Below are 19,854 nucleotides of genomic sequence, written 5' to 3' on the forward strand. Positions count from 1 at the left end.
AGACCTTTACGGGCGAACCGCCGCTTCCAGCTCAGTCAGGACCGGTGGCGCGCCGGACGGCAGGGCCGCCCTGGGATCCTTCAGCCAGGCGGCGATGTCGCGATAGACGATCTCGGCGTCCAGATCGCGGTCCAGCAGGTGCCAGCTGTCGGGATACCAGGCCGTCTTCAGGGCGCCGCCCTCGGCCACGGCCCTTTGCAGGGCCTTCTTCATCTGATCCCTTTTGACGATCTCATCGTGCGCGCCGTACATCAGAAGGGCGTCGCCGCGGATGCGGCCCAGGCTGCGCGACGCCGTCTCCATCAGATCGACCAGGCCGTAGATGGTGTCGAACCGGGTGGCCAGGATGCTTTGCGGGTCGCGGCCGTTGCGGACCAGCTCCAGCGTGTTGCTGGAGGCGTGGATGTCGCGCGTGATGAAGCTGGGCGGCTCCAGGGCCACGCCGCCCGCCAGACGCGCGGCGATGTTCAGGACGGCGCTGTTCAACGGCCCCTGGGTCGACCAGCCCCAGACGCCGGGCGCCAGCAGCACCACCCGGTCGGCGTCGGGCGGATCGTCCGATCCGAAGGCGGCGGCGGCCACCGATCCCCCCATGCTCTCGCCGACCACGGCGATGACGGCATGGGGATGGCGCGCGCGGGCCAGGGCCGTCGCCTCGCGCAGGTCCTGGGTCATCTTGGCGGTCCCCGCCCAGACGCCCCGCCCCGGCGCCGCGCCGAAGCCGCGCTGGTCATAGGCCCAGGTCTCGATTCCCTGTTCGGCCCACCAGGGTCCGGCCAGTCGGAAGCTGGCGGCATGGTCGTTCATGCCGTGCAGGGCGACGATGACCGCCCAGGGCTCACGGTCGGTCGGGCCCCAGCGCATCAGAGGCAGACGCGCCCCGTCCGACATGACCAGGGCGTGATCCTCCACGTGCGGCCCGGCGAAGCCCGGCGGAGGCGTCATCGGCGGCTGGATATGGGGCGCGGCGCAACCGGTCAGGCCCAAGACCAATCCTGCGGCCGCGATCAGTCCTCTGGAGGTCATGCGCGCATCCTCATCGGCGTTAAGATCGAGGCGACCCGCATCCGCAGATAGGGGATCACCTCTTCCTCGAACCACGGATTCCGTCTCAGCCAGGCGGTATTGCGCCAGGACGGGTGCGGAAGCACCAGATAGTCGGGGGCGTAGTCCCGCCAGGCCCGCACCGTCTCGGTCATATTGCGCTGCGTTCGCCCGCCCAGGGCCCAGGCCTGGGCATAGCCGCCGACCAGCAGAGTCAATTCCATCTGCGGCAGGGCCTGCATCAGGGGCGGCCGCCACAGCTCGGCGCATCGGGCGGGCGGCGGATAGTCGCCCCCTTTCGGCGCCGTGCCGGGATAGCAGAAGGCCTGGGCCGCCACCCCGATGCGGCGGTCGGCGTAGAAGGTCTCATAGTCCACCCCCATCCAGTCGCGCAGCCGGTCGCCGGACGGATCGGTGAAGGGCAGGCCGCTTTCATGCACCCGCCGCCCCGGAGCCTGGCCGCAGATCAAGAGCCGCGTCTCGGCAAAGACCCGAACCACCGGCCGCGGCGTATGCGGCAGCACGCCCGCGCAGGCGCGGCAGGCGCGGATGTCGCTCAGAAGGGCGTCGAGACTTCCCACGCCCCGCTCATCCCCGCGAAGGCGGGGACCCAGATCATTGGGGGCTTCCGTCTCGCCGATTTTCAGCGATGCCGATCCCAAAAGCCTTGCCTCAAGAAAAGGACTGGGTCCCCGCCTTCGCGGGGATGAGCGGAGTGGTCAATCTTCGATGTCGTCCTCGGCGACCGGCGGACGGCGGCTCAGCGCCAGGGCCGCCTCCTCCTCGGTCGGCAGACGCAGGCGCGTCACGCCGCGAAAATTGTCCGGATCGACTGGCTTGCCCTTCTTGGTGATGGTCAGCCTGCCCTGGCGCATCAGGCCCAGGGCCGCAGCCCGCACCTTGGGCAGCATCCGCTGCCACTGTTCCGGCTGCAGCGCCTTTGCCACCTCGGCCGGCTCGATGCTCTTGCCCGGCTCAAGCCCGGCGAGTTTATTCAAGATTGCGGTTTCGATCGGATCGCTCATTGCGCCTATATGCTGCACCGCGAGACCAGAAGTAAGGCCGAGTCGTCATGCCGAAGAAAATCACCGTCACCGAGGGCGAGTTCGCCGGTTGGCAGACCTATGACCTGCACGACACCTTCGACGTCGTGGTCGGCCCCTTCTACGGCAAGCTCGATCCCAACGGCCATATGCGGTGCGCCTTCCGCGCCGAACAGAAACACATGAACGCCGGCGGGCGGATGCACGGCGGCTGTCTGATGACCTTCGCCGACATCGCCATGTTCCAGATCGCCTATCAGGAGATGGAGGGCGCCTCGGGCGTGACGGTCCAGCTCGATTCCACCTTCATCGACGGCGCCTATGTCGGCGAACTGATCGAGGCGACCGGACAGGTGACCAAGGCGGGCAAGAGCCTGATCTTCGTGCGGGGCCAGATCAACACCGGCGAACGGCTGCTGATGACCTTCTCGGGCGTCATCCGCAAATTCACGCCGCGCGGCTGAACCGCACGACCAGGGCCATAAGGACGGCGAAACCGGCGGCGGGCCACAGGGCCGCCAGTCCCAGACGGCCGAAGACCAGCGCGCCCAGAACCGCCCCCAGGATCAGGCCGGCCCAGAGCGTCAGATAACCCTTGTAGGCGGAAGGGTCCCCGCCCCTGACCGCGCTGGCCAGGGCCTGGCCCAGCTTGACCAGGGTTCCGGTCATATAGGTCAGGCTGACCCCGACCTCGCCGTTCCTCAGAAAGACCGAATTCTCCGCCCCCATCGCCATGACCATCAGGCCGACGGCCGCAGGCGTCAGCCCCGCGCCCGCCAGGGCCGCCGCCGACGCCAGCAACAGGGCCTCGAACATCAGAACCCGGCTGCGCGATCGCGCATCCTCGCCGCCCGCGACCAGGGCGCCGAAAAAGGAGCCCAGAACGAACAGGGCCAGGATCCCCGCCAGCTGTCCGGCCGCCGGCCAACGCCCTTCGGCGAGGTTGGCGGCCAACCGCGTGGAGTTGCCGCTCATGAAGGAGACGAACACCCCGCCCAGGTGCAAAAAGCCCAGGCTATCGACATAACCCGCCAGTCCTGCGAGCAGCAGGGCCAGCCGGCGGTCAGACGGCGCCAGCAGCCGCAAGGCGGCTCAGACCCCCGCCTTGGCGGCCGGGCGCTCGCGGCAGGCGTCGAACCAGCGGTGCAGGTTCTCGAACTCGGCGGGCGGGCGATAACGGACCAAACGGGCGAAGTCCAAACCGACCACGGCGACGATGTCGGCGATGGTGAACCGTTCCAGGGCGATGAATTCCCGCTCCGCCAGATGCCGGTCCAGGGTCTTCATGAACCGCTCGGCCGAAACCCGATTGTACTCAGCCACCTGCGGGATCTGCACCGCCTCCAGCGCGGCCAGGGCCGGGTGGGAATGGCGCACGTTCAGCATCAGCGGATTGGACAGATAGAACTCGCACCGGCGCGTCCACATCTCGACCACCGCCTGTTCGCGGGCGTCGCGGCCGAACAGGTTCGGCTCTGGATACAGGGCCTCCAGATAGCGGCCGATAGCCACGGATTCGGAAATGGTCTCGCCGTCGTCCAACTCCAGCGCCGGAACATGAGGCACGCCGACCTTGGCGCGATATTCGGCCTTCTTGTGCTCGCCCGTCAGTATATCGACGTCGACCAGTTCGACGTCGTCGATCCCCTTCTCCGCCATGACCCAGCGGACCCGCCGCGGATTGGGCGCGCGGTGCGAGGTGTAGAGCTTCATCGGGACGTCTCCGTTGTTTTGGGAAACGCTACTGCCCGAAGACCGTCGCTGGCAAGGCGCCGACGATGGCGGCGCTCATCAGCGTGGCCATGAAGCCGGCGAACAGGGCCTTCCAGATCAGCCCCAGAACCTCATGACGACGCTCGGGCATCAGGACCGACAGGCCCGTCACGGTAATGCCGACCGAACCGATGTTGGCGAAGCCGCACAGCGCATAGGTCATAAGCATCCGCGTCCGCTCGCTCATCGCCTCGGCCGGTATCTTGCCCAGGTCGATGAAGGCCACGAACTCGGTCAGGGCCAGTTTGACGCCCAGCAGCCAGCCGCCCTGCCCCGCCTCGCGCGCGTCCACCCCGATCAGCCAGGCCAGGAGGGTGAACAGGACGCCCAGAATCCGCTCGACCGTCAGCGGCTCGCCGAAGACGATCAAACCGCCCAGCATGATGTTGACCAGGGCGACCAGGGCGACGAACACAATCAGCACGGCCGAAATGTTCAGCACCACCATCAGCCCGTCCGAGGTGCCCTTGGAAATGGCGTCGATGGCGCTGTCGTACTTCAGGGCCGAGTCATAGCTGATGGCCTGAGCCGCCTGTTTGTCGGGCTCGGGCACGATGATCCGCGCCAGCAGCACCCCGGCCGGGGCCGAGACGATGGAGGCGACCAGCACGTGGCCGGCCGCGTTCGGCAGGGTCTGGGACAGGATGCTGGCGTAGGCCACCATGGTCGATCCCGCCACCGTCGCCAGACCGACGGTCATCATCAGGAAGATTTCGGACCGGCTCAGCTTGTCCAGATAGGCCTTGATGACGATCGGGCTTTCGATCGTGCCCAGGAAGATGTTGGCCGCCACCGCAAGGGCCGAGGCGCCGCCCAGCCCCATGGTGCGCTGAAACAGAAAGCCGAAGCCCCGGATCAGCCACTTCAGGATCTTCCAGTGCCACAACAGGGCCGACAGGGCGGAAATCACCATGATCAGCGGCAGGACGTTGAAGGCGAAGGTGAACAGGGCGCCTTCGTTCTGAACCGCATAGGGCTGATCGCCCCCGCCCAGATAGCCGAAGACGAACCGCGTGCCCTGCGCCGTCGCCACGGCCAGGCCGTCGATCGCCCCCGTGACGGCGGCCAGCACCGTTCGCGACCCCGGAATGGCGAACAGGGCCAGCACCAGCGCGGCCTGAACCGCCACGGCGCCGATCGCCAGCTTCCACGGGAAGACCCGGCGGTTCTCCGAGATCGCCCAGCAGACGGCGATGATGACGACCAGGCCGAACAGACTCTGGAGGTTCAGAAGGCTGAACATGAAACGGCGATCCCTGCCCGGCCCGCGCCGGCTTCATCCGCTTCAAGGACAAAGTGACGCGGCTGACAAGAGGCGTGCGCGTATCAGTCGATCTTCAGCACACGGTCCAGACTGACGGCGCCCGGTCCGCGCGCGATCAGATAGGCCAGCGGCCCGGCCCAAAGCAGATGGACGGGCCAACCACCCGGCTCGACGAAGACCTGGATCACGAGGGTCATGAACAGCAGGCCCGCCGCCGCCGACCGCGTGGCCAGACCCAGCACCAGCAGGATCGGCAGCAGATGTTCCGAATAGGTCGCCAGATTCGCCGCCAGGTCAGCGGGCAGCAGGGGCACGCGGTATTCCTCGGCGAACAGATAGCGCGTCGAGGGGGTGATCGTCAGCAGCCCCTCGACCTTGGTCCGTCCCGACAGGAAGAAGGGCGTGGCGATCCCGACGCGCAGCAGCAGGGCCAGGGCGGCCTCGGGCGCGGCGGCGGTGATACGTCGATGAATGTCCGCAATACGGTTCATGGTCGGTCCTTCGGGATCGAGGGTGAGAGGAAGACGCCGAGCGAGATCAGGCCGGCGAACAGGGCGGACAGATCCAAGTGGGGCGCAGCGGCCTGGGCCGCCGCCGCAGCGACGCCGAACGGTCGATGAAGGCGACAGGCGTCCAGGAAGACCCATTCCGCGCGGCTCAACCGCCGCGCCTGCACCTCGGCGCCCGGCCGGTGCACCAGCAAGCCTTCCGCCTCGGCCCGCCACTCGAGAGACGCGTCCGGGGACGGATAACGATGCGCCAGCCAGAGCGAGGGCGCCGTCCACTCGAACCAGAACAACTGAACCGACGGGTGCAGATTGGCCGTTACGCCCGCCAAGGCGGGGCCGAGCGCGGCGGCCTCGCGCGGCTCGAACGGCGCTGCGTCCTTGGCCAGATGAGCTTGGGTCCAGGCCCGATCCAGCCGGGCGCAGGGCGCCAGATAGGCCATGTCCGTCGCCGGCTGGAAACGCGCCAGCCAATCGGGGAAGCCTGCGCCGTAATCGACCAGCACCGGGGTGTCGCCCGGCTGGTCGGCGACAAAGGCGGCGGCGGCCGCGCGAAACCAATCTTCGCCAACCATCTGCAACACGGTGGGATAGTTGGCTTCCAGGGCGTCGATACGGCCCTTGATCGTCGTGTTGCGATAGACGGCCAGCGCACCCAGCGTCCGGTCGCCCGCCTCCAGGTGAGGCCGCAGAGACTCCAGATCGCCGGTCAGCGCCCTGTCGAAAGCGGCGTGAAACCCGGTCACGCCAAGGCCTCGACGGCGGTCAGCGCCGCAGCGGCGCGTGCCTGCTCGGCCAGCAGGACCGGGAATTCGGGAACATCGCCGTCGCGCTCGACCAGGGTCGGCCGAGGGCCGATGCGCGCGATCAGACGCTCATAGAGCGCCCAGACGGCCTCGGACACGGGGGTGTCGTGACTGTCGATCAGCAGGGCCTCGCCCCAGACGGGATCGGGGCGATGGCCCGCCAGATGGATTTCGCCCACCAGTTCGCCGGGTACGGCGTCCAGCCAGGCCTCGGCGGAGAAGCCCATGTTCGAGGCGCTGACATGGACATTGTTGACGTCGATTAGCAGGCCGCAGCCGGTCCGCCGGGCCATCTCGACCAGGAAATCCACCTCGTCCCAGTCATGTCCGGCCAGGGCCAGATAGGCGGACGGGTTTTCGATTAGCAGCCGCCGTCCCAGGGCCTGCTGCGCCTCGTCGACATGGTCGCACACCAGGTTCAGGATCTCGCGGCTGCGCGGGACAGGCAACAGATCGGGGTGATAGACCCCGCCGCGTCGCGACCAGGCCAGATGTTCGGACACCAAAAAGGGTTCGAACCGATCGATCAGGGCGCGAAAACGGGCCAGATGTTCGCGGTCCGGCCGCTCGTCACCGGCCAGGGACAGGCCGACCCCGTGCAGCGACAACGGTCGGGCGGCGCGGATCGTCTCCAGCCAGGACAGGCGCGGCCCGCCCGCAACCATATAGTTCTCGGGATGAACCTCGAACCACAGGCCGCGCTGGGCTCCGGCCGCCGGACAGGCCGCAGCCTCCGGGTAGTGCTGGGGCTTCAGGCCCAGTCCAGCGGTCGGAACGGGGGACATCAGCGGTTCGGGATCGGGCTCAGCGAACCCTTGCCCTTGGGCGTCTCGATAGAGGTGCAGGTGCCCTTGGCGACCAGTTTCCAGGCATTGCCCTGATAGTCGCGCACCGAGGTGCCGGCGCAGGTGGTGCCGGGGCCGGCGGCGCAGTCGTTCTTGCCCGCCTTGGCCACGCCGTAGCACTTCTCCATGGCGGCTTCCTGCTGGGCGGTCGGGTGGTTCTGTGCAGCGGCGGCGTTGGCGCCCAGGGCCAGCAGGGCGCCGGCGCCGACCAGGATCTTGGCGGAGATAGTCATGGGATCATTTCCTGTGTGACAGCGGCCCGGAGCGGACCCGCTTGACAGGAAGGGTTTCGACGCCCGCACGGCGAAGGTTACCGGCGCCATCAGAAAAAGAATTCTCGCCGATTGTCGTCCGCCGTGTAACCTCCGCCCTGTCCGACGCGAATGGGTTGGGGCGTGGTCGACAAGGAAGCCGAGCTCAAACGTCTGATGTTGCGGGGTCTCGACGGCGACCCCGTGGCCTGGCGCGCCCTGCTGTCCGAAATGCGCGGCGCCCTGACCCCCTTTTTCAAACGTCGCCTGACCGGCTGCGAGGCCGACGCGGAGGATCTCGTGCAGGACTGTCTGATCGCCATCCACGCCAAGCGGGCGACCTACGACCGGTCGCTGCCCTTCACGGCCTGGGCCTATGCGATCGCGCGCTACAAGCTGATCGATCATTTCCGCCGCCTGGGACGACGCGCCGACGTGCCGCTGGAGGAGGCGTCGGTCCTTTTGGCCGAACACACGGTCGAGGACGGCGTCGTGCGCCGCGATCTGAAGAAGGTCCTGTCCATTCTGCCGCCGCGTCAGCGCCGCCTCATCGAGGACGTTCGGATCGGCGGCTTCTCCTTGGCCGAAGCGGCCAAGCGCAACGGCTTTACCGAGGGCGCGGCCAAGGTCAGCGTCCACCGCAGCATGAAGACGCTGGTCGCCAGCGTATCGCCCGATGAAGACTGACGACCTGATCGACGCCCTCGCCGCCGGGCTGGAGCCGGCCAAGCCCGCCATGCCCAGCCCTGTCCTGCTGGCCGCCGCCGCCGTGGCGGCCGTGGCGGCGGTCGGCCTGTTCTTGGGCTTCCGGCCTGATCTGGGCCAGGCGCTTCAGGGGCCGATCCCCTGGCTGAAAGGGATTTACACCGCCGCCCTTGCGGGGACCGGGATCTGGCTGGCGATACGGCTGGGGCGCCCCGGCGTCGATCCGCGCCCGGCGGTCTTCGCCCTGCTCGCCGTTGTGGCGGCGGCGGGACTGTGGGGCCTGATTGAGATGAGCCTGACTTCGCCTGAGCAGCGCATGGACGACTGGCTGGGCGGAACCTGGACCATCTGCGGCCGTAACATCGTGCTGGTCTCGGCCTTCGCCGCGCCGTTTGTCTTTCTCTCGGCGCGGAAACTGGCCCCGACGCGGCCGGCGACGGCGGGTCTGGCGCTGGGCCTGGCGACCGGCGGCCTCGCCGCCACCGCCTACGGCCTGCTTCACTGCGGCGAGGCGACCGCCGCCTTCGTCGCCACCTGGTACACGCTGGGGATCGCGGCCGCCGGCCTGATCGGCGCCGCCGTCGGCCGCTTCGCCCTGCGTTGGTGAGCCGCCCTCAGAGCTGGCGGCGCACCAGCTTGCCGTAGGTCTCCATCAGGTCCAGCGACAGGGCGCCGGGGGTGAAGCGGTAGTCGCCCACCTCGGCCACCGGGGTCACCTCGACGGCGGTGCCGGTCAGGAAGCATTCGGAGAAGTCCGACAGCTCTTCGGGGCGGATGTCGCGCACCACGACCTCGATCCCCTTGGCCTTGGCGATCTCGATCACCGTCTGACGGGTGATGCCGTCCAGAATGTGCTCGACGCTGGGGGTGTGCAGCACGCCGTCCTTGACGAAGAAGACGTTGGCGCCGGTGGCCTCGGCCACATAGCCGCGCCAGTCCAGCATCAGGGCGTCGGCGAAACCGTTCCGCTCAGCCGTGTTCTTGGACATGGTGCAGATCATGTAGAGGCCGGCGGCCTTGGCCGTGGTCGGGGCCGTCGCCGGGTCGGGGCGGCGCCACTTGGCCCATTCCAGCTTCAGACCGCGCGCCTTGACCTCGGGATCGAAATAGCTGGGCCAATCCCAGACAGCGACCGCCAGATGGACCTTGTTGTTCAGGGCCGAGACGCTGGTCTGTTCCGGCCCCAGATAGGCGACCGGACGCACGTAACAGTCGGTCAGACCGTTCTTGGCGCAGGTTTCGTTACAGATGGCGTCGATTTCAGCGACGCTGTAGGGTATCTCGAAATCGAGCAGGTTCGCGGACCGCTTCAGGCGCTCCGAATGCGGCGTCAGCTTGAAGATTTCGCCGCCGTACATACGCTCACCCTCGAATACCGACGAGCCATAGTGGAGGGCATGGGTCAAAATATGCGTTTTCGTTTCCCGCCAGGGCACGAATTCGCCGTCAAACCAGATCCATCCATCGCGATCGTCGAAAGGAACGAAGGCCATTGAAACACGTCTCCTGCAGAAGTCTCCCTGTTAGAGCCCCCCGAATCGCTCAGGTCAACGGCTGGGATCGGGAGAATCGCGCATGAGCCTGACTGAAACCCGCTCTTACGGCCGCTCGGGACCCATCGCGGGACCGGGGGTGGGCCGTCATCTGCTGATCGTCGATGACGACGACCGCATCCGCGAACTGCTGAAGGAATTCCTGGCGCGGGAAGGCTACCGCGTCACCGGCGCCGCCCATGCCGCTGCGGCCAAGCGGATGATGGAGCTGATCGAGTTCGACCTGGTCGTGCTGGACGTCATGATGCCCGGCGAAAGCGGCCTTGACCTGACCTCCTGGGTCCGCGCCAAGGCCGAGACATCGAAGACGCCGGTCCTGCTGCTGACGGCGCGGGGCGACCCTGAGGACCGGATCGAAGGTCTGTCGCGCGGCGCCGACGACTATATGTCAAAGCCGTTCGAGCCGCGCGAACTGGCGCTGCGCATCGACGCCATCCTGCGGCGCACCGGCGGCAAGCCGATCGGCCCGCGCGAGATCAAGCTGGGGACGGCGGTCTTCGACATGGAGCGGCTGGAGCTGATCCGCGACGGCGCACCCCAGCGCCTGACCGAGGCCGAGGCCCAACTTCTGAAGACCCTGGCCCTTCACGCCCATGCCCCGGTCGAGCGGATGAGCCTGTCGCCCGACACCGCCGACATCACCGGCCGCGCCGTGGACGTCCAGGTCACCCGCCTGCGCCGCAAGCTGGAGGTCGATCCCAAGAACCCGCGCTATCTCCAGACCGTGCGCGGCGTCGGCTATATGCTGGCGCCCGACTGAGGGCGGACCCGACGCCATGCGGCTGCTGCCCGCCTATCTGTGGCCGCGTTTCCTGAAGCGGCGGATACCGACCTCGCTGTGGGGCCGGTCGCTGCTGATCATCGTCCTGCCCGTGCTGGTGATGCAGGTGGTGGTGACCTGGATCTTCTTCGACGCCCACTGGCAGACGGTGACGGCGCGCCTGTCCGAAGGTCTGGCCGGCGACATCGCCTGGGCGGTCGAAAGCTATGAGGACGACCCCAGCCCCCGCAATCTGGAGCGGCTGGCCAGCCGGGCCGAACGCTCCATGTCCCTGTCGATCGCCCTGCAGGAGGGACGCACCCTGCCGACCGAAACCCGGCGTGGGCCCATCGGGGTGGTGGACCGGGTGCTGGACCGCGCCTTGGACGCCCGCCTGGACCGCCCCTACTGGTTCGACACCACCCGCTACCCCGCCTATGTCGACATTCAGGTGCAGGAGCCGCAAGGGGTGCTGCGGATCATCGCCCCGCGGGAACGCGCGGTGGCGACCCAGGCCCACATCTTCGTCCTGTGGCTGGCCGTCGCCACCATACTGCTGATGGGGGTGGCGATCCTGTTCATCCGCAACCAGGTCCGCGCCATCGAACGTTTGGCCGATGCGGCCGAGGCCTTCGGTCGAGGCGAGACCGTGCCCCGGTTCAAGCCGCACGGCGCGCGCGAGGTGCGGGCCGCCGCGACCGCCTTCCTGGCCATGCGCGACCGCATCCAGCGTCATATCGACCAGCGCACCGCCCTGCTCGCCTCAGTCAGCCACGATCTGCGCACGCCCTTGACCCGGCTTCGACTGGAGTTGGCCCTGGCCCCCCCGTTCAAGCGTCAGGCCGCCATGCGCGGCGACCTGGACGAGATGGAGCATATGATCGACGAATATCTGGACTTCGCCCGCGGCGAAGCCGGCGAGCCGCCGAAGCCGGTGTCCATCCGCGATCTGCTGAAGACGGCCGGCGAGGACGCGAAACGCGCCGGCGCCGAAGTCGAGCTGGCGGCGCCGGAGGGGCTGACGGCCTCGCTGCGCCCGCTGGCCTTCAAACGGGCCCTGGTCAATCTGGCGGGCAACGCCGCCTCGCACGGCGAACGGGTGCGCCTGTCGGCCCGCGCCCTGGCCTCGGGCGGGCTGGAGATTGCGGTGGAGGACGACGGACCCGGCATTCCCGAAGACATGTATGAGGAAGCCTTCCGACCCTTCTCGCGCCTGGACGAATCCCGCAATCAGAACCGCAAGGGTGTCGGCCTGGGCCTGGCCATCGCCAGGGACGTCGCGCGGGGACACGGCGGCGACGTCACCCTGGACCGCAGCGACATGGGCGGACTGAAGGCGATCATCCGCCTGCCCGGACAGGCCTCCATCGTCGCCCCCTCTAGCGAAACGGGGGGCCAGGGCGCATCTTCAGTTCGGACAGGGCATGGAGATGAACACGATGCGTAAACTCGCCTTTCTTGCGCCGCTTGCCGCGACCTTGGCCGTCGCCGCCATGGCTCAGGCGCAGAACCCGAACGTCAACGTCACGATCGGCCCCGACCTGCAGCGCCAGGTCGAAAAACTGGGCGATCGCGAAGTCAATGAACAGATCGCCGCCCTTCAGGCCGAGGTGGGCAAGGCGCTGGAGCAACGCTATCCCGGCGCCAAGGCCAATCTGGTCCTGAACGATCTGAAGCCGAACCGGCCGACCATGGAGCAGATCCGCCAGAACCCGAGCCTGGACCCCATCCGCAGCGTCTCGATCGGCGGCGCCGCGATCAAGGGCGAAATCGTCACCGCCGACGGCCAGTCGCGGCCGGTGGACTTCTCCTACTTCTCGCCGAACATCCGCGACGTCTGGGGCTACAGCGTCTGGCGCGACGCCGACCGGGCGTTCGAGCGGTTCGGCGACCAGATCGAACGCGGCCGCTTCTAAAGGGTCTCAGGCGCCCATTTCGCGGTTGCGGCGCACCGCCGCCGCGACCGTGTCGTTCAGCATCTCCGTCAGACGGCCGTCCCGCGCCATGGCCTCCAGCCCCGCGCGGGTCGAGCCGCCGGGCGAGGCGATGCGGCCGATCAGGGCGTCCAAGGGATCATCGCCCATCGACTCTGCGGCGGATCGCAGGGTGGCGCGGGCCAGAACGTCAGCCGTGCCCGCGTCCAGCCCCGCCGCCTCCCCGGCGCGCGCCAGGGCCTCTGTGAAGGCGTAGAAATAGGCCGCGCCCGATCCGGCCACGGCCGTCGCGGCGTCCATCAGGGCTTCGTCCGCCAGATCGACCGTCTCGGCCATCGGCTGGAACAGGGCGCGGCCCAGGGCGCGCGCCCGATCATCGGCCGACCAGACCGAGGCCACCCCGCGTCCGCGCGAGACGCCGGTGGTCGGCATCACCCGCACGATGGGCCAGCCGCCGATCCCTTCGGCCAGGGTCGGCGCCGTGACGCCCGCCATGACCGACAGGATCACCGCCTGATCGCCCAGGAAGGGCAGAAGCGGCGTCATGACGTCGCGCCACAGGGCGGGCTTGACCGCCAGAACGATTACCTTGGCCTCGGCCAATACTTCGAGCGGCGGATTGACCCGCGCGCCCTGCGCCCGCGCGGCTTCTGCGGCGGGCTTTTGCGACGGCGTCAGGATGATCAGATCGGAGGCCGCGACCGTCTGGGTCAGCAGCCAGCCTTCCAGAATGGCCGAGCCCAGCCGGCCGCAACCGACCAGGACGACGGGGCCTTCCACCGGCTGGGGATCAGCCATCAGGCGTTGCCGACCGTCTCGAACAGGCAGGCCTCTATGGCCTCCTGGGGCTTCTTGTTTCCGCGCACCATGAAGTCGAAGGCGGGGTAATAGCGGTCCGCCGCCTCGATCGCCGCATCAATCATCGAGGCCGCCTGGGCCAGGGTCGGCCGCTCGCCCATCGGCAGGGCCAGGGAATGGCGGAAGACGATCTCGCCGTCCTCGGCCCAGACCTCGAAATGGCCCATCCAGGTGCGCTGATTGATCAGGCCGACCAGTTCGTGGGCGGCCGTCTTGCGGCTCTTGGCCACCTTCAGATCAAGGGCGCAGCAAAGCTGCAGACAGTCGCCCTCCGGTCGCCAGGCGAACCAAAGCTCGTAATCCTTCCAGTCCCCTGCGAGCGCAAAGGCCAGATCACCGTCGTCGGTGCGGTCGAACGGCAGGTTCTCGGCCGTAAGAACATGCTCCACGACCTCCAGCGGGTCGAAGGGCACGTCCGTTTCCTCGGGCCGGGCGATGTCCATCAAGTCTCTCAGTTCGGGCTGCGGCCGCCAGAATCACGGCCGTTAACAGAGTGGTAAGCCTGTTCGCGGATTCGGCTCAACCGGCTGCGTCCCCGGGTTGAGTTCCATCTGTGGACGTTCCCGCAGCGGGCTTGGTCGAGGTCTTGGCGGCGGGCTTCTTGCCGGCCTTCAATTCGGCGATCTCGGCCCGCAGGGCGGCGATCTCATCCTTCAGCACATCGAACTCGTCGCGACGGACCAGGTCCATCTCGGCGACGATTCGGTCGGTCTGGGCGCGCCAGGCGGTCTTGGCCTCTTCGCCGGCGGCCTGGGCCAGGCCCATGGCGCCCGTCGTCAGCTTGGCGAACTCATCCAGAAGGGGATTGCGGGTCTGCATCGAAGGGCTCCGACTCGAACGTCGTTAACGGAGGGTCACCGACTATGGTGAACGAAACCTTTCTTTCTGCTGCTTCGGCGGCGCCATCAAGGCGTCGTGATGCGTCTTCACAGGCGACGTAGGCGGCGACGCTTGCTAAACCGCCCGTCGAGAGACTGGCCAGCACAGGAAATCCCCTTGCCCTTTCCCGAATTCGATCCGGTCCTGATCCATCTCGGACCGCTTCCGATCCGCTGGTACGCCTTGGCCTATGTGGCCGGCATCGTCCTGGGCTGGTGGTACGCCGCCCGACTGATCAAGACCGAACGCCTGTGGGCGCCGGGCAAGCCGCCAATCAGCACGACCCAGCTGGACGATCTGGTGCTGTGGATCGTGCTGGGCATCATCCTGGGCGGCCGCCTGGGCTACGCCCTCTTCTACAAGCCGGTCATGTACGCCCAGCTGTTCACGGGCCAGACCCTGGGCGAACGGTTCGAACTGTTCCAGCTCTGGACCGGCGGGATGAGCTTCCACGGGGGCTTCCTGGGCGTCTGCCTGGCCATCGTCCTCTATTCGCGCGGCCAGAAGATCGACATGCTGCGTCTGGGCGACGTGGTGGCCCCGGTCGTGCCGATCGGCCTGATGTTCGGCCGTCTGGCCAACTTCATCAACGGCGAACTCTGGGGCCGCGAGACGACCGTTCCCTGGGCCATCCGCTTCTGCAACGCCCGTATCCAGCAGATGTACGGCTTCTGCCCCGCCGGCGACGCGCCGCGCCACCCCAGCCAGCTCTATGAGGCCGGTCTGGAGGGGATCGTCCTGCTGTCCATCCTGTCGCTGGGCATCTGGAAGTTCGACCTGCTGAAGAAGCCCGGCTATGTCACCGGCCTGTTCCTGGTCGGCTACGGCGTCTGCCGCGCCGCGCTGGAGAATGTGCGCGAGCCCGACTTCGGCATGCCCGACTTCCCCCTGGGCCTGACCATGGGGATGATGCTGTCCATCCCGATGATCCTGGTCGGCGCCTGGCTGGTTTGGCGCGCCTGGAACCGGCCGCCCGTCGCCGCATGAGCGAAGCCGAGAGCCTGAAGACCCGTCTGGCGCGCGAGATCGCCCTGACAGGGCCGATGACGGTCGCCGACTATGTAACCCGCTGCCTGCATGATCCCAAGGGCGGCTACTACGCCTCGCGCCCGGCCCTCGGAGAGGGCGGCGACTTCATCACCGCCCCCCTAATCAGCCAGATGTTCGGCGAACTGATCGGCCTGTGGGCGGTCGAGACCTGGAACCGGCTGGGCGCGCCCGAGCGGTTCCGTCTGGTCGAGGTCGGGCCGGGCGACGGGACATTGATCAGCGACGCCCTGAGGGCCGCCCGCCTGGTTCCCGGCTTTCTGGAAGCCTGCGACCTGATCCTGATCGAGCCCAGCGGACCTTTGCGTGATCTGCAGGCCAGGGCCCTGGCCGGCGCAGACCTGTCGCCGCGCTGGGTGCGCGACCTGACCCAGATCGAGACCGACGTCCCTGTCGTCCTGATCGCCAACGAGGTGCTGGACTGTATGCCCGCCCGCCAGTTCGTCCGCACCGAGGACGGCTGGGCCGAGCGGCGGATCGGCGTCACCGACGACAACGACCTGATCTTCGGCCTGACCGCGATCACCGGCGGCTTCGAAAAGCCCCCGTTCGACATGACGCCGGGCCAGATTTTCGAGATTTCCGAACAGCAGGCGATCTTCGGCCGCGACCTGGCCCTGCTGATGAAGGCCGCCTCCGGCGCCGCCCTGCTGATCGACTACGGCCGCGCCCGCCCAGAGGCCGGCGACACCCTCCAGGCCCTGCGCCGCCACCAGAAGGTCGATCCGCTGGACAGGCCCGGCGAGGCCGACCTGACCCAGTGGGCCGACTTCCCGCGCGTGCTGGAGGCCGCCGTCCGCGCCGGCGCCGACGTGACCGGCTGCCTGGGACAGGGCGACTTCCTGCGCCGTCTGGGGATCGAAGCCCGCGCGGAACGGTTGAAAACGGGGCGCCCCGATGCGACCCCCGTCATCGACCGCCAACTGCACCGCCTGACCGCCGAGGACCAGATGGGACGCCTGTTCAAGGCCGCCGCAATCTTCTCCCCCCGCTCGCTGATCGTGCCGGGATGGGATCAATGAGCGACCCGATGACCAGCCTTGCCCCCATCACCCATCCGCTGCTGACCGCCGCCGGCTTCGACCACGGCTTCTTCACCCGCGCGGGCGGCGTTTCGACCGGCATATACAAGGGCCTGAACACCGGCGTCGGCTCCAAGGACGACCCGGCCGCCGTGGCCGAGAACCGCCGCCGCGTGGCGGCCCATTTCGGGGCTGACGCCGATCATCTGAACGGCTGCTATCAGATCCATTCGGCCGTCGCCCGGGTCGCCGATGCTCCGTGGCGCGGCGACCGACCCGAGGGCGATGCGGTCGTGTCGGCCGAGCCCGGCCTGCTGTGTTCGGTCCTGACCGCCGACTGCGCGCCCGTTCTGATGGCGGACCCTGAGACCCGGATCGTCGCCGCCGTCCACGCCGGCTGGAAGGGCGCCCTGGGCGGGGTGGTTCATTCCGCCGTCTCGGCCATGGAGGCCCTGGGCGCCTCGCCGCGCCGCATCCTGGCCGTCGTCGGCCCGTGCATCGCCCAGGCCAGCTATGAGGTCGGCGTCGATTTCCAGGAGCGGTTCGTCCACCACGACCCCGGCAGCGAACGCTTCTTCAAGCCCGGCGCAGCGGACGACAAGCGCCTGTTCGACCTGCCGGGCTTCGTCCTGTGGCGTCTGCAACAGGCCAGGATCGGCCAGGCCGTCTGGACCGGCCACGACACCTGCGCCGACCCGGACCGCTTCTATTCCAACCGCAGGGCGTTCCAACGCGGAGAGCCGGATTTCGGGCGCTTGATTTCCGTGATCGGGGTCTGACTTAATCCGCTTGCCCTCTCCCTCCCCGTCCGGGGAGGGAGAGGGTGTATCACCCCGCCTGGGCCAACTCCGGTACGCGCGTCACTTCTCGCCACGCATGCGGCGCAGCCAGCAGGGCGCGGACCAGCTTGTTGTTGACCGCGTGGCCGGCCTTGTAACCCTCGTATCGGCCCAGCAGGGGCGCGCCCAAGACGTAAAGGTCGCCGATCGCGTCCAGCGCCTTGTGCCGCACGAACTCGCGTTCCATGCGCAGACCGCCGGGGTTCAGAATCTCGTCACCGTCGATGACCACGGCGTTCTCCAGCGAACCGCCGCGGGCCAGACCCGCCTGGCGCAGGGCCTCGACCTCATGGGCGAAGCCGAAGGTGCGGCAGGCCATGATCTCCTGGCGAAAGGTCGCCTCGTCCACGACGAAGTCGATCACCTGATTGCCGATGGCGGCCGAGGGGAAGTCGATCTCGAACCGCATCTCATAGCGGTCGCACGGCAGAAGGGCGGCGTGTTTATCGCCCTCGACGACATGAACCGTCTCCAGGATTTCGATATAGCGCTGCGGCAGCGCCTGGGGCCGGAAGCCCGCCCGGTCCAGCAGCCGCACGAACTCCAGCGCCGACCCGTCCAGGATCGGCAACTCCGGCCCGTCCACCTCGACCACGGCGTTCGATACGCCCAGCGCACAGAAGGCCGCCATCAGGTGCTCGATCGTCGACAGGCGCACGCCCGCCGCATTCTCGATCATGGTGTTCAGCCGCGCGTCCACGACCGCCTCGCCCGACACGGGGATGCGGTTGTCGCGGTCGGTGACGTCCGTGCGCACGAAGACGATCCCCGTCCCCGAAGGCGCAGGCCGCACCGCAAGCCGGACCCGGCGGCCCGTGTGCACGCCAACGCCGGCGATAATCGCCGGTGCGATGAGGGTGCGTTCCTGATGGTCGTTCCGGACCGGCAAAGGCAAACTCGCTTCGTTACCGCCGAAGCCCATGGGGACGGACTGCGGCACAGGCCCGGTCTAACGGTTGGCCGGCAACAGGAAAATGAAAGTCGGGTTTCGGATTGTTTCGTTCTGATACGGACGGAACGAAAAACGCCCCGAAGCCGGGCTTCGGGGCGTGGTGGTCAGTTTTTCCGGCGGTCAGTTGGCGAGACGGCGGAGAAAAGAGGGAATCTCCAGGTCATCGTCAGCCTGGCCCGCTTCCGGCTCCGGCGCCGATTGGGGCTGGGCCGACTGGCGCATTTGCGGCTGGGCGCGGCTGTAGGTCGGCTCGGGCTGCGGCTGGGCGCGCTTGCCCCGACCGAACAGGCTCCAGCCGCTGCGGCGATGGTCGCGGTCGTCATAGTCGTCGGCGGTCGGCTCGGGCGAACGCGCGGCGTAGAGATCGCCCTGGGGTTCGACCGGGGCGCGGCTCGGCTGGGCGGAGGCCGCCGGGGCGCGCGTCTCATACTCCTCGACCCACGGATCCACGATCGGCTCCAGGGTGCGCGGCGCCGGTTCAGCGACGCGGATCACCGGTTCGGGACGGGGTTCGGCCGCAGCCGGGGCCTGAAAGCTGGGGACGACGGGGGCGGCTTCGATGCGGGGCTCGGGCCGGGCCTCGACGCGCGGCTCCGGGGCGCGTTCGGCGCGGACCGGCTCGCGATAGGTCTCGCGGGCGGGCTCCGGGGCGGCGCGCGACGTTTGGGTTCCGTACAGGCCGCCGGCCGAACGGCGGGCGCTGTGATCGGCCAAGGGGGCCGTCGGCGCCGAGGGCTCGGCGCGCTGCACCACGCCCTCATCCATGCCGGTGGCGACCACCGAGACGCGGATCTTGCCGTCCAGCGCCGGATCGAAGGCGGCGCCGAAGATGATGTTGGCGTCGCCGTCCACTTCCGCCGAGATGGCGTTGGCGGCTTCATCGACTTCCAGCAGGGTCATGTCCAGACCGCCGGTGATGTTGACCAGCACGGCCTTGGCGCCCTTCAGGCTGGTTTCGTCCAGCAGCGGATTGGCGATGGCGTTCTGGGCGGCCATCAGGGCGCGATCATCGCCCGACGCCTCGCCGGTGCCCATCATCGCCTTGCCCATTTCGGACATGACGGCGCGCACGTCGGCGAAGTCCAGATTGATCAGACCCGGCAGGATCATCAGATCGGTGATCGAGCGCACGCCCGAGTGCAGAACCTGGTCGGCCATGCCGAAGGCGTCGGCGAAGGTGGTGCGTTCATTGGCGACGCGGAACAGGTTCTGGTTCGGAATGACGATCAGGGTGTCGACATAGCGTTGCAGCTCGGCGACGCCCGCATCGGCCAGGCGCATCCGGTGGCGGCCTTCGAAGGTGAAGGGCTTGGTCACCACCCCGACCGTCAGAATGCCGCGATCGCGCGCGCATTTGGCGATGACGGGCGCCGCGCCCGTGCCGGTGCCGCCGCCCATGCCGCAGGTGATAAACACCATGTGGGCGCCTTCGAGGTGCTGATGGATCTCGTCGGCGGATTCCTCGGCGGCGTTCATGCCGACCTCGGGGTGGGCGCCGGCGCCCAGGCCTTGGGTGATGGTCTCGCCCAGCTGGATGCGGCGATCCGTCTTGGCGAAGCTGAGGTGCTGCGCGTCGGTGTTGGCCACGACGAACTCGACCCCTTCCAGGCCGGCGTCGATCATATTGTTCACGGCGTTGCCGCCGGCTCCGCCGACGCCGAACACGACGATGCGGGGCTTCAGTTCAGTGTGTTGCGGCTTGACCAATGAGAGCGACATTCTGTTTTCCGACCTTCCGACCCTGCCCCTCGACCCAAGGCGAACACCCCGCCG

General features: G+C 68.1%; 25 protein-coding genes. 9 read left to right on the forward strand and 16 right to left on the reverse strand.

Annotated elements, in window-relative coordinates:
* Positions 1-6 precede the first annotated feature (6 nt).
* The 3 genes from ACW178_RS14330 to ACW178_RS14340 form a co-directional block, all read right to left on the reverse strand.
* Entirely contained in the window at positions 7-1,026 is a 1,020-nt protein-coding gene (locus tag ACW178_RS14330) for an alpha/beta fold hydrolase (protein WP_183214995.1), read from the reverse strand.
* A complete protein-coding gene (locus tag ACW178_RS14335) occupies positions 1,023-1,625 on the reverse strand; it encodes a uracil-DNA glycosylase family protein (RefSeq protein WP_492024689.1) in 603 nt (200 codons plus the stop codon). The genes ACW178_RS14330 and ACW178_RS14335 overlap by 4 nt, the downstream gene beginning before the upstream one ends.
* Positions 1,626-1,763: 138 nt before the next feature.
* On the reverse strand, positions 1,764-2,042 hold the full coding sequence (locus ACW178_RS14340; RefSeq protein WP_492024690.1) for a DUF3253 domain-containing protein: 279 nt from the start codon (positions 2,040-2,042) through the stop codon (positions 1,764-1,766).
* Positions 2,043-2,116: 74 nt separating this feature from the next.
* On the opposite strand from ACW178_RS14340, the gene ACW178_RS14345 reads away from it, so the two are divergent.
* Entirely contained in the window at positions 2,117-2,551 is a 435-nt protein-coding gene (locus ACW178_RS14345; RefSeq protein ID WP_054766502.1) for a PaaI family thioesterase, read from the forward strand.
* On the opposite strand, the gene ACW178_RS14350 is transcribed toward ACW178_RS14345, so the two are convergent.
* The 7 genes from ACW178_RS14350 to ACW178_RS14380 form a co-directional block, all read right to left on the reverse strand.
* Positions 2,535-3,173 (reverse strand): YoaK family protein, encoded by a 639-nt coding sequence (locus ACW178_RS14350; protein WP_318174251.1) that lies wholly within the window; start codon positions 3,171-3,173, stop codon positions 2,535-2,537. The two genes, ACW178_RS14345 and ACW178_RS14350, sit on opposite strands and share 17 nt — an antisense overlap.
* A 6-nt stretch (positions 3,174-3,179) precedes the next feature.
* Positions 3,180-3,800 carry a glutathione S-transferase family protein gene (locus ACW178_RS14355; protein ID WP_336969788.1) on the reverse strand — a complete coding sequence of 207 codons (621 nt, stop codon included), beginning with the start codon at positions 3,798-3,800 and terminating at the stop codon, positions 3,180-3,182.
* A gap of 28 nt (positions 3,801-3,828) precedes the next feature.
* A complete protein-coding gene (locus ACW178_RS14360; protein WP_492024691.1) occupies positions 3,829-5,103 on the reverse strand; it encodes a NupC/NupG family nucleoside CNT transporter in 1,275 nt (424 codons plus the stop codon).
* Positions 5,104-5,186: 83 nt separating this feature from the next.
* Complete coding sequence (locus ACW178_RS14365) at positions 5,187-5,615, reverse strand: DoxX family protein (RefSeq protein ID WP_054766506.1); 429 nt, start codon at positions 5,613-5,615, stop codon at positions 5,187-5,189.
* Positions 5,612-6,376, reverse strand: a complete 765-nt coding sequence (locus tag ACW178_RS14370) for an HvfC/BufC N-terminal domain-containing protein (RefSeq protein WP_228185478.1) — start codon at positions 6,374-6,376, stop codon at positions 5,612-5,614. Before ACW178_RS14370 ends, ACW178_RS14365 begins: the two co-directional genes overlap by 4 nt.
* A complete protein-coding gene (gene bufB / locus ACW178_RS14375) occupies positions 6,373-7,221 on the reverse strand; it encodes an MNIO family bufferin maturase (protein WP_182713266.1) in 849 nt (282 codons plus the stop codon). The genes ACW178_RS14370 and bufB overlap by 4 nt, the downstream gene beginning before the upstream one ends.
* Entirely contained in the window at positions 7,221-7,514 is a 294-nt protein-coding gene (locus ACW178_RS14380; protein ID WP_228185480.1) for a BufA1 family periplasmic bufferin-type metallophore, read from the reverse strand. The genes bufB and ACW178_RS14380 overlap by 1 nt, the downstream gene beginning before the upstream one ends.
* Before the next feature lie 162 nt (positions 7,515-7,676).
* On the opposite strand from ACW178_RS14380, the gene ACW178_RS14385 reads away from it, so the two are divergent.
* Positions 7,677-8,219, forward strand: coding sequence for a sigma-70 family RNA polymerase sigma factor (locus tag ACW178_RS14385; RefSeq protein WP_152950857.1), 543 nt, complete (start codon positions 7,677-7,679; stop codon positions 8,217-8,219).
* Complete coding sequence (locus ACW178_RS14390) at positions 8,209-8,844, forward strand: NrsF family protein (protein WP_054766510.1); 636 nt, start codon at positions 8,209-8,211, stop codon at positions 8,842-8,844. The genes ACW178_RS14385 and ACW178_RS14390 overlap by 11 nt, the downstream gene beginning before the upstream one ends.
* Before the next feature lie 7 nt (positions 8,845-8,851).
* On the opposite strand, the gene ACW178_RS14395 is transcribed toward ACW178_RS14390, so the two are convergent.
* Positions 8,852-9,730, reverse strand: coding sequence for a branched-chain amino acid aminotransferase (locus ACW178_RS14395; protein ID WP_054766511.1), 879 nt, complete (start codon positions 9,728-9,730; stop codon positions 8,852-8,854).
* A gap of 82 nt (positions 9,731-9,812) precedes the next feature.
* On the opposite strand from ACW178_RS14395, the gene ACW178_RS14400 reads away from it, so the two are divergent.
* Genes ACW178_RS14400 through ACW178_RS14410 form a run of 3 tightly spaced genes read left to right on the forward strand, consistent with a single transcriptional unit; the run spans position 9,813 to position 12,466 of the window.
* Positions 9,813-10,550: a response regulator gene (locus tag ACW178_RS14400; RefSeq protein ID WP_183215000.1), complete on the forward strand. Its 738-nt coding sequence runs from the start codon at positions 9,813-9,815 to the stop codon at positions 10,548-10,550.
* 16 nt (positions 10,551-10,566) lie between these two features.
* The gene (locus ACW178_RS14405; RefSeq protein WP_228185483.1) at positions 10,567-11,997 is read left to right on the forward strand and encodes an ATP-binding protein; all 1,431 of its coding nucleotides are present in this window, start codon (positions 10,567-10,569) and stop codon (positions 11,995-11,997) included.
* Complete coding sequence (locus ACW178_RS14410) at positions 11,990-12,466, forward strand: hypothetical protein (protein ID WP_054767037.1); 477 nt, start codon at positions 11,990-11,992, stop codon at positions 12,464-12,466. The genes ACW178_RS14405 and ACW178_RS14410 overlap by 8 nt, the downstream gene beginning before the upstream one ends.
* A gap of 6 nt (positions 12,467-12,472) precedes the next feature.
* Here ACW178_RS14410 and ACW178_RS14415 read toward each other — a convergent pair whose 3' ends face one another.
* The 3 genes from ACW178_RS14415 to ACW178_RS14425 form a co-directional block, all read right to left on the reverse strand.
* Positions 12,473-13,282, reverse strand: coding sequence for a pyrroline-5-carboxylate reductase family protein (locus ACW178_RS14415; protein ID WP_287104857.1), 810 nt, complete (start codon positions 13,280-13,282; stop codon positions 12,473-12,475).
* Entirely contained in the window at positions 13,282-13,785 is a 504-nt protein-coding gene (locus tag ACW178_RS14420; RefSeq protein ID WP_054766514.1) for a type III secretion system chaperone family protein, read from the reverse strand. The genes ACW178_RS14415 and ACW178_RS14420 overlap by 1 nt, the downstream gene beginning before the upstream one ends.
* Positions 13,786-13,861: 76 nt before the next feature.
* Positions 13,862-14,161, reverse strand: a complete 300-nt coding sequence (locus tag ACW178_RS14425) for an accessory factor UbiK family protein (RefSeq protein ID WP_182713262.1) — start codon at positions 14,159-14,161, stop codon at positions 13,862-13,864.
* 177 nt (positions 14,162-14,338) lie between these two features.
* On the opposite strand from ACW178_RS14425, the gene lgt reads away from it, so the two are divergent.
* The 3 genes from lgt to pgeF are packed head-to-tail and all read left to right on the forward strand — an operon-like array spanning position 14,339 to position 17,069.
* Positions 14,339-15,208, forward strand: a complete 870-nt coding sequence (gene lgt / locus ACW178_RS14430) for a prolipoprotein diacylglyceryl transferase (protein WP_182713261.1) — start codon at positions 14,339-14,341, stop codon at positions 15,206-15,208.
* On the forward strand, positions 15,205-16,290 hold the full coding sequence (locus tag ACW178_RS14435) for a class I SAM-dependent methyltransferase (protein ID WP_287104855.1): 1,086 nt from the start codon (positions 15,205-15,207) through the stop codon (positions 16,288-16,290). The genes lgt and ACW178_RS14435 overlap by 4 nt, the downstream gene beginning before the upstream one ends.
* Positions 16,287-17,069: a peptidoglycan editing factor PgeF gene (gene pgeF, locus ACW178_RS14440; protein ID WP_492024692.1), complete on the forward strand. Its 783-nt coding sequence runs from the start codon at positions 16,287-16,289 to the stop codon at positions 17,067-17,069. The genes ACW178_RS14435 and pgeF overlap by 4 nt, the downstream gene beginning before the upstream one ends.
* A 49-nt stretch (positions 17,070-17,118) precedes the next feature.
* On the opposite strand, the gene lpxC is transcribed toward pgeF, so the two are convergent.
* Positions 17,119-18,018 (reverse strand): UDP-3-O-acyl-N-acetylglucosamine deacetylase, encoded by a 900-nt coding sequence (gene lpxC / locus ACW178_RS14445; RefSeq protein WP_492024693.1) that lies wholly within the window; start codon positions 18,016-18,018, stop codon positions 17,119-17,121.
* Between the two features lie 183 nt (positions 18,019-18,201).
* Positions 18,202-19,800: a cell division protein FtsZ gene (gene ftsZ, locus ACW178_RS14450; RefSeq protein WP_054766519.1), complete on the reverse strand. Its 1,599-nt coding sequence runs from the start codon at positions 19,798-19,800 to the stop codon at positions 18,202-18,204.
* Between the last annotated feature and the right edge of the window lie 54 nt (positions 19,801-19,854).

The sequence above is a fragment of the Brevundimonas sp. AVps4 genome, assembly GCF_058681525.1.